We start from the raw sequence: 17,164 nt of genomic DNA, 5'->3' as shown, positions 1-17,164 counted from the left end.
CTAGAAGGATGCTTCGTTAAAACTCTGGCTTGCTTCACTTTGTTCGCAATAACGGCAGTTTTATAAATTACTTATCTTTATCGTTAAGCATTAAGACTACGTGAGATCTTTTCAGCATTCTCTACAGCTTCATCCATTATTCTCTGTTCCTGCCACATCGTAGGCAATTTACTGATTGCAGTATACCTTTCTTTGCTTAAAGGCTGAGGTTTAACCTTCTGAGTCTCCTCTTTAAATGATACATCCACCTTGGGAACTACTTTTACCTCTTCTGGCGACTGCTCCACTTGCTCGGCAACTTGCACTTTTAATCTATTTTCAAGCATGGCCTTAATATTTTGAAAACTGTTCTTATCTAACTCATGGATGGGGTTAACATCTACCAAATAATTTTTAAATGCCAATTCATCCTCTGCCTTAAATGGCGCAGGATGAGTTCCAAGCCAACTCAAAAGTTCAGGATAGTTTTTTAATCTAATTTGATGGATATGGCCTAAACTATTTGCCCACCAAAGAGCCTGCTCCTTGTGTGTATGACGTAAAATGAAAGTTGAGGTAATATGCATACGCTGCAAATCTCTGATTCGTTCTTCAGGATTGATCTTGTATTGCAATAAACTAAGCGCTCGTTCATGAGCATCATGTTTTACTTCATCAATATTTTGTTGACCTATTTTTCTATTAAAAATACTACCTAACTGTCGATTCATCTGAGAGACAGTAGTTGTATTTAAAGCTTTGGCCGTTTTTACTCCCAACAAATGTAATTTTATTGTGCTCTCAATTTCTTTTTGGGCAGCCTCATTAAAGTCCTTATCGTGCAACACGCCAAGATAGTTAGTTAAACATTGATGCAGCGATGGATAATCTTTGAGCTCAATAAAATTGAGCGCGCCCAAACTACTTACCCACCAAAGATTTGCTTTAGGCGGATCAGTACGTAAAATGAATGCTGAATTAAGACCTTGATTCACCAGATCCATATTACTTTGCTCGGAATTGATTACTAATTGTAAACGCCCAAGCAATTTGGTTTTCGCCTGATGGCACTCTGTTAGGATATGTTCCAGTTGCTCAGAGTTTAATTGGCTTACATCGGTAATTTTCTTATTGGACAGAAATAATTTAAGCTCTAAGCTTACATCCAAGGAATGTACTTTGCCTGCAGCATCCACTAAAGAAAGGCTCCACTGCTTAGTATCTTTTACCAAGCAAAACACAACTTTCTCCGCTTCCGTGACGGCTTTATTTTTTGCGATCTCCAGATCTTGCTCCAGAATGGCTGAATTGAGTACCCGTTGTTTCGCTAGCCCTGCTTGCACCAATTCATCACTGCGACGTTTTGCTTCCTCTTGGGCTTTCTTATGATCGGCAATTAAGTAATTTAATCGATTCATAATTGGATCTTTTAGTTTCAGCACAAAAGAAAGTTTCTCCTGCTCCTCTAAAGACTTATATCCCTCAATAGCGCTGGTAAGTTCTAAAAGAAAGTAGAAATTGTAAGAACCATTATTCCATTCCCCTTCGCTTAAAAGCTTTTTAACAGCATCCCAGCGAAAATAAGAATCCTTGGTTTCTTTTAAGTCATGAATAAAACTGTTGATGTCCCGGGTACGCGTAAAATAATAAAGCCAATACTTGTATTTTACTTTGGCTTGTTCAGCCAGATCGACTATTTTCTGACGGCCTAGCTCAGTCGTATCAGAAATAAGATCAACAACCTGTTCAATAAAACTAGAGGGTATCTCCAATAGCGGTTTGACCACACCTTTCTTTTTATTATCAGTCATGATGAAACTCCATTTCAATATGTTAAAAATTTATCATTGCACCAATGTTCATTTGAAACAAGTAGACGATTCACACAGATAGTATATTTCTCAATAACGAATACCGTGAGCAAAGGAAAGCCATATTGATAGAGTAAAATCAATATGACCAATTCATTATAGTAGTGATAAAAATTTTTTGCTTTTTAATTCTATTTTTTACTTTCTAGGATGAAATAATGAGCATAAAAGACCTATGATAATCACTGATTACTCTTAAATCTTTGTTAAATTTTTTTGAATTGAAGGACTTGCAAATTTAGAACAACACGATAACATGACTTCACAAAAATAATAATAAAGGGAAGTCATGAGATCTGTACTTTTTTCCACGGCTTTATTAGCTTCAAGCATCGCATCAGCTTCTGCTGCTGTTGATGGCTGGTATATGGGTGCTTTTGGAGGCTATAGCTATTTATCTTCTAACGTAAATACGAATATTTTAGGTGTGCAGCTTTCTAACGTACGCTACCGCGATGGCTGGAATGCGGGGGGCCGTCTAGGCTATCAATATAACCCGGTTCGTTATGAATTTGAATATACGTACATCTCTGCTAATCCTGATCGTTTCCGTGTTACCGACTTTGATCTCACTTCATTTAGCGGCAGAACCTCAGCTAATGTGCTTATGGCTAATCTTTATTTTGATTTCCCTGAATTTTTGGAAACATTGTCTCCCTTTATTGGTGGCGGTATTGGTTACTCGTTCTTAAATCTTGATTTAAATGCATCTGGTCCATTTGATGCGATTTCATTTCACGCCAAAAAGAATGTGTTTACCTATCAAGGAACTGTGGGTATCACTTATAATTTCTCAGAAAACTATGCCCTTAATGCAGCCTATCGCTATATGTCTACTACGAGCATTAATACGTTTGGAAGATCATTCCAGTCACAAATGGGTAGTATCGGGGTAATCTATCGTTTTGACTCTTGCAGTTATAAATAAGAAGCCTGGTTGCTTAACGGTTTGTTAATTACAGGCCTTCCTATGTCCCACGGCTTGTCTGTGGAACATAGGAGAGTAGGGTAGAAGAGACGGCTTTTTATTTAATTTAATAAATTACATACACTTTTCGCGTAATGCGGGCTACAAAATTAATAATGAATGGACCTTTTACCTTTAATATGAGGCATTGCCTGAGGCTCTTGCCATAAAGTCACAAAGAGTACCATCACCACAGGACCAATAAATAAGCCCAATAAACCTAACGTCTCAACTCCACCTAAAATACCAAACAGTACGGCCAAAAAGGGTAATTCAATTGCACCACCAATAAGCGCAGGCTTAATAAAGTGGTCCGCAATAAACATCACTAAGGTTCCCCAAACCAAAACAATGATCGCCCCAACCATGCTTCCGGCTGAAAATAAAATCATCGCAACAATTGCCAAAACAATAGGCACGACAAAAGGAATCATAGCCGCTAAAGCGGTAATAAATCCAGTTAACGTAGGTGCAGGAAAACCTACCAGGCCATAACAAATCCCCATTAATATCCCGACTCCCAGACCGACAACGATTGTGCCATTCACCGTAGCGCTCAATGCTTTCGGTAATCTATCAGCGTAGCGGAACCATCGCTCCCCCAAACAATACTCCCCTATCTGATAAATCTGAATTAATAATTTATCCCCATCACGATAGAAAAAGAATAAGGTTAATAAAGTAAAACCAACCTGGATACTGCGATGCGCTAAACTTGTCCCTATCTGTTTGACATAATAACTGGTAGGGGCTAATGATAAATGTACATTGGAAAGAAAATCACGAACCTTTCCTGGCTGACCAATATTGTCATCCCAATAAATTACCAATTCATTACCAATAAATGGAAAATGCTTCAAAAACTCAGGAGCTGCACCACCCTGCTGATTTAAATTTTGTAAAAAATTTATGAAATACTGAATTTCAGTAACCAGAATTCGCACCAGCCAGCTTAAAGGAAGAAGAAAAAGTAACCCAATTAACGTTGTAAAAAGAAAAGCTGCAAGGTTATCTTTATTACCAAACAAATGCCGCCACTTTTTATACAAGGGATAGGTAGCAATAACAATGATTGCAGCCCAAATCATCGAGGGAATAAAACGATGGATAATAAATAATGTGAGAGCAACAATACCTACCGTTAACCCTATACTAATTAGTTCCTTATGATTCTCATTCATCACGCAAAACTCCAAGCGAACAACTGCATTATGAGCCAAGCAGGTATTGCAGCTAATACGTCATCCAACATGATCCCCATGCCACCTTTTACCTTTTCGTCAATGTATCCTATAGGTTGCGGTTTCCAGATATCAAAAATACGAAATAGAATAAAACCAAATAACATCCATTTAAATCCTTGCGGCGCCATAAACATCGTTAATAAATAACCAACTACCTCGTCCCAAACGATCCCTTTATAATCATGAACACCCAGTTCATTACTTACTTTATCAGAGACCCAAACACCCAAGATAAATGCCAATGTCGTTAAAATAAGATAAACAATTGGATTGCAATGCATCAGTAATAAATAGACCGGTACAGCCGCTACGGTCCCCCAAGTTCCTGGAGCCTTAGGCATCAAACCAGAACCAAAACCAAAAGCGATGAAATAAACAGGGTCTTGCCACACTCGAGTTGCTAAATTGACTTGCTTCATATTATTCTCACTACAGTTGCAAACTATTCATCTAATCCTCTACGTCATCCTGACGCAGATTCTTAAATTACACTCTCTACAGATTTAAAAATGCGAATAGCCTTTGGGAGCTATTTCATGATATAGATTCTCAGCCGTTTTGACTCTTAAGCCCGGCTCTTGTTCAATCACCCCAATTGGATAACAAACCATTCCAGCTTGTTCTAATTCATGCATCAGTGAATCAACTTTCAGCTCAGGCACAGTAAAACATAACTCATAATCATCACCGCCTGTAAGGGCTAAGTCAACTGCTTTATCGGGATAATAATGCTTCACCAAAGGTTCTATAGGAATGGCGTCCAGATTAAGACAGGCACCTACCTCACTGGCAGTGCAAATATGATTAAGATCAGCGCTAAGCCCATCAGAGATATCGATTGCCGCCGTAGCATAAAGACGTAAAAAATTGATTAAATCAATGCGTGGTTGTGGGTGCAATAGCTTATGCATTAAGGTGGCGTGATCGGATGAAGATATATTTTGCTTATCAAGAAATTTAACCGCCAAAGCAGCGGCCCCAATGTTTCCTGATACAAAAATAATATCGCCAGGTTGCGCCCCTCTCCGACGCACTTCCTGATTAAGTGGTGCTTGGCCAAAAACCGTTAAGGTAATTGAAAGTGGGCCACGGGTAGTATCACCACCAATTAAAGCAATATTAAATTGCCTTAACGAATCACTTAAACCATGAGCAAAAGACTCAAGCCAAGAAGGCTCCATTTGTGGCAGGGTTAATGCCAGCAGTGCCCAACAAGGCTGAGCAGCCATGGCTGCCAAATCACTCACACTAACCATAACCGAACGATAAGCAATATTGTATGCATCCCAATCAGGAAGGAAATGAACTTTGGCAACCAAAGTATCCGTGCTAACTAACAAGTTCATGCCATTGGGAACCTGCAAACATGCAGCATCGTCCCCAATACCCAACAAAACATCATTGCGTTTTAGGTCTAAGGGCTTGAAAAACCTATCGATTAGAGAAAACTCATCCATTACCATTGTCTAAGTTGATTTCAACTGCACGAACTTGTTGAGCCAGATTGTTTAATACTCCGTTGACGTAACGATATCCGTCTTGTGCGCCAAATTCTTTAGTCAATGATATGGCTTCATCTAGAACTACTTTATAAGGAATATCCGGGCAGTTAATTAACTCAAAAGCTCCTATGCGTAACACCGTCCATTCAATCGGATTTAATTCGCTGATGTCTCTATCCAAAAATGGAGTAAAACTCTCTTCGAGTTGCTGCACATTCTCCGGAATACCGTACAACAGGCGGCAGAAATAATCGACATCAACTTTTTCCATATTATTAGCCACTCGGAATTGCGCCTCAATTTCATATAAATCAGAACCAGACATTAACCACTGATAAAGTGCCTGAAGTGATAATTTTCGGGCTTTTCGTTTTCCACTTATAGACTGCTTTTCCACTATAACCTCATGAATTTTGTTGTAAGTGCTCACCGCATGGTCAAAATAAAAAAACTGCCATCATCGCTTTGCCTAGACTTGCAATGACAGCAAATTACCTATTCTGTGAACACTTATTTCGTGTTTGCTTAAACCTTAAAAGTTTACTCTTTTAAGCTAGTCCCATCAAAATCCTTTTTTACTGCGGGCCTGTTTATATTTTGCTATAAACAATCCCCTAATCTTTTTTCATTTGATCAATTGTCTGTCTAAAATCACTCACGTCTTTAAAGCGCTTATACACTGAAGCAAAACGCACATAGGCAACATGATCCAGACTATATAAAGCTTTCATCACTAACTCACCAACAAATTGGGAATCAATTTCACGCTCGCCTCTACGACGAATTTCTTGCGTAATAGCGACCAGCGCTTCTTCTAAAGAATCAACACTTACCGGTCGCTTTTCCAGCGCCCTTAACATTCCTGAGCGCAAATTATCGATACTAAAAGTCTCTCGTCTACCATCGCGCTTAATTATTAAAGGCATAATCAACTCTGCCGTTTCAAAAGTAGTGAAACGTTCATGGCATTCAAGGCATTCCCGCCTTCTGCGTACTTGAGCACCATCAGCCACTAAACGCGAATCGACAACCTTAGTTTCTTCTGCATGACAAAATGGACAATACATAATTACTTATAAACCGGAAACTCACGACATAAACGCAATACATCCTCTTTAACCCGCGTTATAGTCGCTTCATTGTTAATATCATCAAGAATATCTGCTACCCAATTTGATAGAAGAGTAATTTCTTTTTCCCTAAATCCTCGAGTGGTAACCGCTGGAGTTCCCAACCTTAAACCACTGGTAACAAAAGGTGAACGTGGGTCATTAGGTACTGAATTTTTGTTTACTGTAATATTGGCTCGCCCTAAAGCAGCGTCAGCATCTTTACCAGTAATGTCTTTATTAATTAAATCAACGAGCAGTAAATGATTCTCCGTACCACCAGAAACAATATTATAGCCGCGGCTTATTAAAACCGAGCTCATTGTTTTTGCATTCAATAAAACGTGCTCTTGGTAAGTTTTGAATTCAGGTAATAAGGCCTCTGCAAAAGCAACTGCCTTAGCGGCAATAACATGCATTAAGGGTCCACCTTGCATGCCGGGAAATACAGCGGAATTTAATTTTTTCTCAACTTCCTCATTTGCACGACATAAAATCAAACCTCCACGAGGACCTCTTAGAGTCTTATGAGTCGTTGTAGTTACTACATCAGCATAAGGAATAGGCGAAGGATATAAACCTACGGCGATCAACCCAGCAACATGAGCCACATCAGCCATTAAGTAAGCGCCTACTTTATCAGCAATTGCTCGAAAACGTGGCCAATCAAGAACACGCGAATAAGCAGAAAAACCTGCAATGATTAACTTAGGTTTATGCTCTAAAGCCAAACGCTCTAGTTCATCGTAATCAATTAATCCGGTTTGTTCATCCACACCATAAGGTACCGCCTGGTACAACTTTCCAGAAAAATTAACCTTTGAACCATGCGTTAGGTGACCACCGTGAGGCAATGCCATACCTAAAATAACATCACCTGGTGATAATAAAGCCATCATCACTTCAGCATTAGCTTGAGAACCAGAATGGGGTTGCACATTGGCATAATCTGCGCCAAACAGCTTTTTCGCTCGTTCAATTGCCAGGGCTTCTGCCACGTCCACGTACTCGCACCCGCCATAATAACGTTTGCCGGGATAACCTTCGGCATACTTATTGGTCAATACGGAACCTTGAGCCTCTAGTACACGGGGGCTCACATAATTTTCCGATGCAATAAGTTCAATATGATCTTCTTGGCGACGCTCTTCCTCGACAATTGCCTGGAAAAGTTCTTTATCAAAATTTTCTATGGTATAGCTTCCATCAAACATAAGTAAGTTCCTTAGCCTGGAAATAATTACATCAAGGTTTAACAACGATATCGTTAATAACGCTGCTTACACCATCTACACCGGCAGCAATAGCGCCTGCTCTTTGTTTTAAGCGCTCAGTAGGAACGAAACCACTTAGTTGTACCTGATCTTTAAAAGTTTTAACTTGTATCGAAATTCCAGTCGTTCCTAAATCATTCACTAAGGTTGCTTTTACTTTGGTGGTGGTCGTGGAGCTATCAAGAAACTCCCCCGTGCTTTCACTTCCTGGCGAAGCCACACATGCAGTCAAAATTAAAGATAAAAACCCAAGATGGAGGATTTTAAATAGGTTACGCATCAATGGAATCCCTCAAATAAAAAAACGCAGCTAAGACTACCACAAAATTCAATCGGATACGAATGCAATGCTGTACCGCATCCTAAGAAGCCCCTACTCTTTCGCGATGAGCTATCTTCATATGATAGGGCCCCGTATTAGGTTGCGCTAATACGGGCGGGGGTTTTTAGTTATTGGTGTTCTACTGCATTCGGATGAACGATTACTTGAGCAGCAGAGGATGGGTGATTCGCAGGCCCTTGTGGGCGCGCCTCCTCCTGTGATTGAACCCGTGGTTGTGAATGTACTTGTGGTTGTGGCCGTACTTGCGGTTGTGGCCGTACCTGTGGTTGTGGCCGTACCTGTGGTTGTGGCCGTATTTGTGGCTGTGGCCGTACCTGTGGCTGTGGTCGTATTTGTGGCTGACCAGGATTAATAACTACCCCGTGCCCACCGTGCCTAGCACCATGGCCATGAGCATTTCCATGAGCATTACTCGGCGCTTGATATACCCGAGCTTGAGGAGCGGGGCGGTAGTCATTATGATGATGACGAGGACCATGATCATAATGACGATGCTCTTCATAACGATGTATTTCAACATAGGGTGGAGGCGGTGGTGGCGCATAATAACCTGGCTCGTAATATGCCCCCTCAGGAACACAAGAAGACAGTAAAGGTAATAACAGCATACAAGGTATTAAACGTTTCATTGGATGACTCCACATAGACAAAAAAAAGGAAGTTACACCTAAATGCAACTTCCCTATTAAATAAACTTTTTTACTTCTTAATCAAAAATTATCGGCGTGATATTTCAGCTTTAACGCCATTTTTCAGGAAAGGAACAACGTGAATAGTGCTGTCTACGTTAGTCCAACCAGAATAAACAACTCCGTATGGAGATTGAATTGTGAGGTACATACCGCTATGGCAGTAGAAATAATAGAATAAGTTAATGTAATGAGGCGCTTCGTAACGATAGATACTAAAATCAATTGTGCTACCATCATCAAAAGTTCCATATACGTAAACGTCAGTGAAACTGTCGTTTATAATTTCGATTTGGCAATAGCCAGGAAACATAGTCGCTTTAGCGATAGACTTTTTATCAGCTGCATCTGCCTTTGGATGCACATGTGCAGTTACTGCAAAAAGATTGCTAAAGAAGCCTAAACAGATTACAAACAACAAGGACTTCAACTTCATGGTTTTCCCCTTTTTCGTTATGAAAGCGGCATAGTAACAAAGTATTGTATTTAGTCAATAGGTTTTTTTTGTAACCACGTTGTAGTTATCAACAAGGTAAAAACTTAAGTAAAGATGTTTTAAACTTTGACCATTGTAGCAAAAAGGCATGGTGCGTCACAAAGAAAGAACAAAGTATTATGGCCAATACAATCTATTGTCAACCCATTAAATAAAATTAAAATAATTGAGAGAATTAAGCCTCCCTTTCGTGATATATTTAGCCCCGTTTTAAATTTGTAGAGGCACCTCATGAAAAAACGTTTGATTATAATGGGCATAGCCCTCTTGGTTATTTTCGGTGGAATTATTGCTTTTAATTTCATTAAGGCATTTATGATTAAACGGTTTTTTGCCAGCTACCAACCTCCTGCAGTTGCGGTTGCATCTACTGCAGCCAAAGAAATCAATTGGGTTCCAACGCTCAATGCTGTAGGTAATTTTGTTGCCTTAAATGGTGTGGATCTCGGCTCTCAAGCCTCAGGCAATGTGATTAAAATTGATTTTGAATCAGGCCAGTATGTTGAGAAAGGTGCCCCACTAGTTACTTTAGATGATTCAATTGATCAAGCCGTTCTAAAATTTAACCAATCCGATCTGGCACTAAAAGCACTTAGCTACAAACGTCAATCCGATTTATTTAAGCGCGGAGCAACGCCCATTTCCAGCGTGGATGAAGCCAAAGCAATGCTTGATCAAGCCCAAGCAAAGGTTGATCAAACCCAAGCCCAAATTAATCAAAAGCATATTACCGCGCCATTTTCAGGACGTTTAGGTATTCGCCAAGTCAACGTAGGTCAGTTTGTCAATCCAGGACAAACAACGATTGTTTCCTTGCAATCATTAGACCCATTGTATTTAGACTTTTATCTTCCTGAGCAACTGTATAAAAAGGTACACCCCAATCAAACCATTACCTTTTCTCTAGAACAGTTCCCTGAGCTTCTCTTTGAAGCAAAAGTTTCAGCGATTAACTCTAAAGTAGATTTGAATACACATAATGTTCTGGTGCAAGGTGTGCTCGCGAACTGCCCTGCGAGCGCAATTAAAAATCCAGCTGGCTCACCGCTAGTTAAAACGCATCAGGAAGCAAATAGCAGCAAACACATTGTTTCTTGTAGTACTGAAACCAATGCCCAAAATAAAGTACAAAAATATGCTTTTGTACCTGGGATGTTTGCTGCAATAGAAATTGACCAAGCAGCAAAAGCCCATACCGTTGTAGTGCCATCAACAGCAATTTCCTACAGTCTCTACGGTAACTCGGTTTACATCATCGAAAAAGATAAAGAAGGTAAGAAAAATCCCGATGGTACCGACGTACTTACTGTAAATCGTGTGTTTGTCACCATTGGTAAACAACGTGGAAATTACACCGTAATTAAAAAAGGGGTAAAAGCAGGACAACAGGTTGTTAGTGCCGGGGAAATCAAACTACAAAACGGTACTCCTGTTGTAATCAATAATGAAGTCAAACTCAATGATACCAGTAATCCCCATCTACTGGGTCAATAAAAGATAAAGTACCCCCCTTAATCCTTGGGTTAAGCATTAATGCCTAACCCAGAAAATGAATTACTTTTTATCAGGATAATTTATGAAATTTACCGATCTTTTTATCAAGCGGCCTGTACTTGCCATGGTAATTAGCTTGCTCATTTTCCTGTTTGGCCTCAATGCCATGCATGACATGCAAATTCGCCAATATCCACGTATGGATAATACCGTTATTACGATTATGACTGGATATCCTGGGGCCGATGCCGATCTAATCGCCGGCTTTATTACCTCACCATTAGAAAATGCGGTTGCCAGTGCAGAAGGGATTGATTACATGACCTCATCAAGCACCCAAGGCATGAGTACCATTACCCTCAACATTAAATTAAATTTTGATCCTCAAGTCGCCTTTACAGACGTGATGAGTAAGGTGCAACAAACCATTAATCAGCTGCCCAAAGAAGCACAACAACCCGTCATTTTAAAAGCATCTGACTCATCAACTGCCTTGATGTACATCAGTTTAGACAGTACGGAAATGACACCGCAACAAATCACCGACTACGCAACTCGGGTGGTGCAACCACAATTACAAACCGTTGATGGGGTAGCGAAAGCAGAAATTCTCGGGGGTTCAACTTACTCCATGAGAATATTCCTCAATCCGATAAAAATGGCAGCTTTAAATGTGGCCCCTTCCGATGTTTCCGCCGCACTTGCAAAAAATAACTTCTTAACCGCAGCAGGAAATACTAAAGGCGAATACGTAGCGCTGAGCATCACCGCCAAAACTGATCTGAATGATGCTTCGCAATTTAGTAACCTCATTGTTAAAAGCGATAAAGGTTCTATCGTACGCTTACATGACATCGCAAAAATTGAATTAGGTTCTCAAAGCTATGACACCTCAGTGACCTTTAATAGTAAAAAAGCAGTGTTTATTTCTATTACCCCAACCCCAACGGCAAATCCATTAACAGTAATCAGTGATGTACGCACGCTCATGCCGTCCATTACCAAGGAATTTCCACCTTCATTAACCGGAACCATCGTTTATGACGCAACAGACTTTATTCGGGCCTCATTAGATGAAGTAATCCATACTATTATTGAAGCAGCAGCCATTGTTATTGTAGTAATTTATTTGTTCTTAGGTTCTATGCGTTCCGTATTTATCCCTATTGTAACCATTCCATTATCACTCGTTGGTGTGTGTACCCTAATGCTCATGTTAGGTTACAGTATTAACCTGCTTACCTTGCTCGCCTTTGTGCTCGCCATTGGCTTGGTAGTCGATGATGCCATTGTGGTTGTGGAGAATATCCACCGCCATATTGAAGAAGGGAAAACGCCTTTTGATGCAGCAATCATTGGTGCCCGCGAAATTTCCACTCCCGTTATTGCCATGACCATCACTCTGGCGGCAGTTTATGCACCAATTGGCTTTATGGGGGGATTAACAGGAGCGTTATTTAAAGAGTTCGCATTTACACTAGCCTGTGCGGTAATTATTTCTGGACTGATTGCATTAACCTTATCGCCAATGATGTGCTCTAAAGTACTAACGGCCGATATTGGTAGTAGTAAATTCGTCCATTTCCTGGATACCTTTTTTAATAAATTAAAAGACAAATACCAACGCGTTCTTCACAGTCTCTTAGACACACGAATCATTATGCTTCCCTTTGCCGCCGTAGTGATTTTAATGTTGCCTTATCTTTATACGCACAGTGCTGCAGAAACTGCGCCCGAAGAAGATCAAGGTTTCTTCTTTGTCATCGGCACGGCACCTCAATTTGCAACAATCAACTACATTGAAGCGTTTACGAAGCCATTTGATGACATCTACAAAAGCTTCCCTGAAACTGGAAACTACTTTACGGTTAATAGTAGTCAACCGGTTTCTGGAATGGTGCTCAAGCCCTGGAATGAGCGAAAGAAAAGCCAATTTGAGTTAAAGCAGCCCTTACAAGATAAGTTATCGCATGTGGCCGGCTTAAATACCTTCGCGATTGTCCCCCCTCCCCTTCCCGGCGGGGGTAGTGGCACTCCAGTCCAATTTGTGATTAAAACTACAAATGACTTCCAAAGCCTCTTTGAAATTTCGAATCAACTTGCGGATAAAGCAAGAACTAGCGGTATGTTTATTTATGTTGATAACTCGCTGAAATTCAACCAACCGCAAATCGAGTTAAAGATTAACCGCTCGAAAGCATCCGAAATGGGATTAGACATGCAGGCGGTAGGAAGCAGTTTAACCAGCGCCCTTTCAGGTAACTACGTGAATTATTTCAATTTGCAGGGACGTAGCTATCAGGTTATCCCCCAACTGGATCGCTCATTCCGCATGTCACCTGAACAACTGGGTCGTATTTATGTGAAAAGCATTAATAGTACGATGGTCCCACTTTCTACTGTAGTAACCGCTGTGGAAAAAACCGCGCCTAATGCGGCCTCCCATTTCCAACAGCTCAACTCAGCGACTATCCAGGCAATTATGATGCCCGGAAAAACCCTAGGTGAGGGCTTGGGTTTCTTACAAGAAGCAGCCAATGAAACCTTACCCAAGGGCTTTTCTTCCGATTATGGCGGTGCATCAAGACAATTTATGCAAGAAGGTAATGCGCTTTTATTCGCCTTTGTCTTCGCCATTGTCATTATTTTTCTGGTTCTATCGGCTCAATATGAAAGTTTTCGTGATCCATTAATCGTCTTAATTAGCGTGCCGATGTCGATTTGCGGTGCCTTAATCCCGTTAAACTTAGGCTTAGCAAGTATTAACATCTACACTCAGGTAGGTTTGATTACCTTGATTGGATTAATCTCCAAACATGGAATTCTGATTGTCGACTTTGCCAATCAATTGCAACGAGAAAAAAATCTGGACCGCCGTGCCGCAGTAGAAGAAGCTGCAGGAATTCGATTAAGACCTATTCTTATGACTACTGCAGCTATGGTGTTTGGCGTATTACCGCTACTAATTGCTAGTGGAGCAGGCGCGGTAAGCCGTTTTGATATCGGTTTGGTTATTGCAGCCGGGCTTTTAATTGGTACCTGTTTTACTTTATTTGTAGTACCAACGATGTACACTTATATTGCTGAAGATCATCGCACTAAAAAAGACGATGATCGAGTGCCTGAGGGAACCTAGTTAGCCTAACCTGGTTGCTTGCAATCAGGCTACCCCAGATAAGAAAAACAAGAAAAATAACCCGTATTAGCTCAGCGCAATACGGGTTACATTTAGGAGCAATCCCCCAGCATTACAAAATCCCTTCAAGCATGTAAAATGCCCCCTAACCTGTGGTACTATCTCTGGTTTTATCAGTACAGGTTTATATCATGGATAAAATCTACTCTCCCGAAGCGATTGAAAGCGCATGTTATAAAACATGGGAAAGCCATCATTACTTTCAACCTCAAGGCGATGGCAAAAAATACTGTATTATGCTTCCTCCTCCGAATGTGACCGGAAGTCTGCATATGGGACATGGTTTTCAACATACCATTATGGATGCCCTAACTCGTTATCATCGTATGTTAGGCGACAAAACCTTATGGCAACCTGGTACGGACCACGCCGGTATTTCAACACAATTAGTTGTTGAACGCCGATTAGAAGCGAATGGTATTTATAGAAAAGATTTAAGCCGTGAAGAGTTCCTCGAACGCGTATGGCAATGGAAAGAAGAATCGGGTAATACCATCACCCAACAAATGCGACGTTTAGGTGCTTCCGTTGATTGGACTAGAGAACGCTTCACAATGGATGAAGGTTTATCAGCTGCGGTGCAAAAAGTATTCGTACAGCTTCATGATGAAGGTTTAATTTACCGTGGAACGCGCCTGGTTAACTGGGATCCTAAATTAGGCACGGCAGTATCCGATCTGGAAGTTTTGTCTGAAGAAGAAGATGGCTTTTTATGGCATATTCGTTATCCGGTTGTAGACTCTGCGGAGTCATTAATTGTCGCTACTACTCGTCCTGAAACCTTGCTCGGCGACACTGCCGTTGCAGTAAACCCAGAGGATGAGCGCTTTAAGCATTTAATTGGCAAGCAGTTACAATTACCACTGTGCGATCGAACCATTCCTATCATTGCCGATGACTATGTTGATAAAGAATTTGCTAGTGGTTGCGTTAAAATCACCCCAGCTCATGACTTTAATGACCATGAAGTTGGAAAGCGTCATCAACTACCAGTAATGAATGTCTTTACCAAAAAAGCCTCCATTAATAAAAATGCACCGTTAAAATATCAGGGTATGGACCGATTTGTTGCGCGTGAACAAATTATTAAAGATTTAGAAGCAGAAGGTTTTTTAGTTAAAACTGAAGCGCATAAACTAAAAGTACCTCGTGGTGAAAAGTCCAATGTCATCATTGAACCTCTATTAACTGATCAATGGTATGTAAAAATCCAACCCTTGGCAGAGCCTGCTATCGCTGCGGTTAAAAATGGAGATATTCGTTTTATCCCGGAAAACTGGAGCAAAACTTATTTCCAATGGATGGAAAATATTGAAGATTGGTGTATTAGCCGTCAATTATGGTGGGGGCATCGTATCCCAGCCTGGTACGACAGCAATGGTAATGTATATGTAGGTTACAGCGAAAATGATGTGCGCTTTAAATACAAGATTAAAGAAGGCACCCTGTTAAAACAGGATGAAGATGTTCTGGATACCTGGTTCTCCTCTGCTCTATGGCCTTTTTCAACCTTAGGCTGGCCAGAGCGTACTCCTGAACTCGAACAGTTCTACCCTACTTCGGTATTAGTAACAGGTTTTGACATTATTTTCTTCTGGGTTGCCCGCATGATTATGATGGGTCTTAAGTTCACTGGAAAAGTTCCGTTTAAAGACGTATACATTACTGGTCTAATTCGCGATAGCGAAGGCCATAAAATGTCTAAATCAAAAGGGAACGTGTTAGATCCCCTTGACCTGATTGATGGTATTGATTTGGACTCACTGATCGAAAAGCGTACTTCCAATCTGATGTTACAATCCGTTCGCGATAAAATTGTGAAGGCAACTCGTAAAGAATTTCCTGATGGCATTAACGCCTATGGAACAGATGCACTGCGCTTTACTTATTGCTCATTAGCATCAACTGGACGTAACGTCCGCTTTGATGTGGGTCGTGTGGAAGGCTATCGAAATTTCTGTAATAAATTATGGAATGCAGCCCGTTATGTATTGTTAAATACCGATGAAGAACAAGTTGATTTCGAAGATGGCCCATTCCAATACAGTCCTGCAGATGAATGGATTTTATCCCGCTTACAACGAACCATTAGCAAGGTACATCATTATTTTGAAACCTATCGCTTTGATTTGTTGGCTAATACAGTTTATGAGTTCGTCTGGCATGAATATTGTGACTGGTACCTCGAATTATCTAAGCCCATCCTTCAAGATGAGCATGCGCTAGCTCCATTAAAACGCGGCACACGTAAAACCTTGTTCCATGTATTAGATCAAATCCTTAAACTACTGCACCCATTAATGCCGTTCATTACCGAAGAGATTTGGCAACGTACGTCTAAACTCACTAGCGAGAATGGCACCACCAGCATCATGCTAAGCAACTATCCTCAAGTAGATGAAGAATTCCTCAATGATACCATTGAGGAAGAGTTGGAATGGCTTAAATCCGCAATCCAGGCAATACGTACTATTCGTAGTGAGATGTCGATTTCCCCCGGAAAACAAATTCCATTGTATGTTCGTAACTATACTCCTGAACTCAAAGAGCGCATGGAAAAGTATCAGCATACCTTAAAAGTTTTAAGCAAGTTAACGCAAATTAACTACTTGGAAGCAGATGAAAAGCCTCCTGTTTCTGCAACTGCAGTACTAGGAGAAATTGAGCTGTTGATTCCAATGGCTGATTTAATTGATAAAGAAGCAGAGTTAGCCCGCTTGGTTAAGGAATTGGCAAAACTGGAAAAAGACATTAGCTTGGCTGCAGGTAAATTGGATAATCCTAAGTTTACGGATAAAGCCCCTGCTGAAATTATTACCAAAGAACAGGAAAAGCTGGCGCAAGCACAACAAGCTAAAGAAAAACTGTTGCAACATAAGATTCGTATTGAATCGTTGTAAAAGATATTCCCCGTAGGCTGGGCTATCAGCCTACATTTCTCCAATCTACCTCATAATTTTATAAACTAATAATAGCGATCTCTTTGCTTTTATTTTATAA

The 17,164-nt window shown here is 40.5% G+C and carries 14 protein-coding genes; 4 read left to right on the top strand and 10 right to left on the bottom strand.

The features are described 5' to 3' along the window. Positions 1-83 precede the first annotated feature (83 nt). A complete protein-coding gene (locus ACD661_RS00460) occupies positions 84-1,790 on the bottom strand; it encodes a hypothetical protein (RefSeq protein ID WP_400185509.1) in 1,707 nt (568 codons plus the stop codon). 349 nt (positions 1,791-2,139) lie between these two features. Here ACD661_RS00460 and ACD661_RS00455 point away from each other — a divergent pair, with 349 nt between their 5' ends. Beyond that, positions 2,140-2,778: an outer membrane protein gene (locus ACD661_RS00455; RefSeq protein ID WP_400185508.1), complete on the top strand. Its 639-nt coding sequence runs from the start codon at positions 2,140-2,142 to the stop codon at positions 2,776-2,778. Between the two features lie 149 nt (positions 2,779-2,927). Here ACD661_RS00455 and ACD661_RS00450 read toward each other — a convergent pair whose 3' ends face one another. From ACD661_RS00450 to ACD661_RS00410, 9 genes are all read right to left on the bottom strand, one after another. Further along, a complete protein-coding gene (locus ACD661_RS00450) occupies positions 2,928-3,998 on the bottom strand; it encodes an AI-2E family transporter (protein ID WP_400185507.1) in 1,071 nt (356 codons plus the stop codon). Further along, positions 3,998-4,480, bottom strand: a complete 483-nt coding sequence (locus ACD661_RS00445; RefSeq protein WP_400185505.1) for a phosphatidylglycerophosphatase A family protein — start codon at positions 4,478-4,480, stop codon at positions 3,998-4,000. Before ACD661_RS00445 ends, ACD661_RS00450 begins: the two co-directional genes overlap by 1 nt. An 84-nt stretch (positions 4,481-4,564) precedes the next feature. Beyond that, positions 4,565-5,518 carry a thiamine-phosphate kinase gene (gene thiL, locus ACD661_RS00440; protein WP_400185503.1) on the bottom strand — a complete coding sequence of 318 codons (954 nt, stop codon included), beginning with the start codon at positions 5,516-5,518 and terminating at the stop codon, positions 4,565-4,567. Continuing rightward, entirely contained in the window at positions 5,511-5,960 is a 450-nt protein-coding gene (gene nusB / locus ACD661_RS00435) for a transcription antitermination factor NusB (protein WP_400185502.1), read from the bottom strand. Before nusB ends, thiL begins: the two co-directional genes overlap by 8 nt. A 217-nt stretch (positions 5,961-6,177) precedes the next feature. Then, complete coding sequence (gene nrdR, locus ACD661_RS00430) at positions 6,178-6,630, bottom strand: transcriptional regulator NrdR (RefSeq protein ID WP_400185500.1); 453 nt, start codon at positions 6,628-6,630, stop codon at positions 6,178-6,180. 2 nt (positions 6,631-6,632) lie between these two features. Next, complete coding sequence (gene glyA / locus ACD661_RS00425; protein ID WP_400185499.1) at positions 6,633-7,886, bottom strand: serine hydroxymethyltransferase; 1,254 nt, start codon at positions 7,884-7,886, stop codon at positions 6,633-6,635. Positions 7,887-7,917: 31 nt separating this feature from the next. Further along, positions 7,918-8,226 (bottom strand): BON domain-containing protein, encoded by a 309-nt coding sequence (locus ACD661_RS00420; RefSeq protein WP_400185497.1) that lies wholly within the window; start codon positions 8,224-8,226, stop codon positions 7,918-7,920. A gap of 170 nt (positions 8,227-8,396) precedes the next feature. Continuing rightward, the gene (locus tag ACD661_RS00415) at positions 8,397-8,918 is read right to left on the bottom strand and encodes a hypothetical protein (RefSeq protein ID WP_400185496.1); all 522 of its coding nucleotides are present in this window, start codon (positions 8,916-8,918) and stop codon (positions 8,397-8,399) included. A gap of 88 nt (positions 8,919-9,006) precedes the next feature. Continuing rightward, complete coding sequence (locus tag ACD661_RS00410; protein ID WP_400185494.1) at positions 9,007-9,414, bottom strand: hypothetical protein; 408 nt, start codon at positions 9,412-9,414, stop codon at positions 9,007-9,009. 291 nt (positions 9,415-9,705) lie between these two features. On the opposite strand from ACD661_RS00410, the gene ACD661_RS00405 reads away from it, so the two are divergent. From ACD661_RS00405 to ACD661_RS00395, 3 genes are all read left to right on the top strand, one after another. Next, on the top strand, positions 9,706-10,968 hold the full coding sequence (locus ACD661_RS00405; RefSeq protein WP_400185493.1) for an efflux RND transporter periplasmic adaptor subunit: 1,263 nt from the start codon (positions 9,706-9,708) through the stop codon (positions 10,966-10,968). A gap of 82 nt (positions 10,969-11,050) precedes the next feature. Beyond that, positions 11,051-14,104, top strand: coding sequence for an efflux RND transporter permease subunit (locus ACD661_RS00400; RefSeq protein WP_400185491.1), 3,054 nt, complete (start codon positions 11,051-11,053; stop codon positions 14,102-14,104). Positions 14,105-14,295: 191 nt separating this feature from the next. After that, a complete protein-coding gene (locus ACD661_RS00395) occupies positions 14,296-17,064 on the top strand; it encodes a valine--tRNA ligase (protein WP_400185489.1) in 2,769 nt (922 codons plus the stop codon). The last annotated feature ends 100 nt before the right edge of the window (positions 17,065-17,164 follow it).

This window comes from Legionella lytica (assembly GCF_044626755.1).
GTDB classification, from domain to species: domain Bacteria; phylum Pseudomonadota; class Gammaproteobacteria; order Legionellales; family Legionellaceae; genus Legionella; species Legionella lytica_A.
Note: the sequence above shows the minus strand (reverse complement) of the source record. Positions and strands in the feature narration are given on the sequence as shown.

Coding starts and splice junctions, on each gene's coding strand:
- ACD661_RS00420 (WP_400185497.1), bottom strand. CDS start 8,226: ATGCGTAACCTATTTAAAATCCTCCATCTTGGGTTTTTATCTTTAATT.
- ACD661_RS00460 (WP_400185509.1), bottom strand. CDS start 1,790: ATGACTGATAATAAAAAGAAAGGTGTGGTCAAACCGCTATTGGAGATA.
- ACD661_RS00445 (WP_400185505.1), bottom strand. CDS start 4,480: ATGAAGCAAGTCAATTTAGCAACTCGAGTGTGGCAAGACCCTGTTTAT.
- ACD661_RS00400 (WP_400185491.1), top strand. CDS start 11,051: ATGAAATTTACCGATCTTTTTATCAAGCGGCCTGTACTTGCCATGGTA.
- ACD661_RS00405 (WP_400185493.1), top strand. CDS start 9,706: ATGAAAAAACGTTTGATTATAATGGGCATAGCCCTCTTGGTTATTTTC.
- ACD661_RS00410 (WP_400185494.1), bottom strand. CDS start 9,414: ATGAAGTTGAAGTCCTTGTTGTTTGTAATCTGTTTAGGCTTCTTTAGC.
- ACD661_RS00455 (WP_400185508.1), top strand. CDS start 2,140: ATGAGATCTGTACTTTTTTCCACGGCTTTATTAGCTTCAAGCATCGCA.
- thiL (WP_400185503.1), bottom strand. CDS start 5,518: ATGGATGAGTTTTCTCTAATCGATAGGTTTTTCAAGCCCTTAGACCTA.
- ACD661_RS00395 (WP_400185489.1), top strand. CDS start 14,296: ATGGATAAAATCTACTCTCCCGAAGCGATTGAAAGCGCATGTTATAAA.
- glyA (WP_400185499.1), bottom strand. CDS start 7,886: ATGTTTGATGGAAGCTATACCATAGAAAATTTTGATAAAGAACTTTTC.
- nrdR (WP_400185500.1), bottom strand. CDS start 6,630: ATGTATTGTCCATTTTGTCATGCAGAAGAAACTAAGGTTGTCGATTCG.
- ACD661_RS00450 (WP_400185507.1), bottom strand. CDS start 3,998: ATGAATGAGAATCATAAGGAACTAATTAGTATAGGGTTAACGGTAGGT.
- ACD661_RS00415 (WP_400185496.1), bottom strand. CDS start 8,918: ATGAAACGTTTAATACCTTGTATGCTGTTATTACCTTTACTGTCTTCT.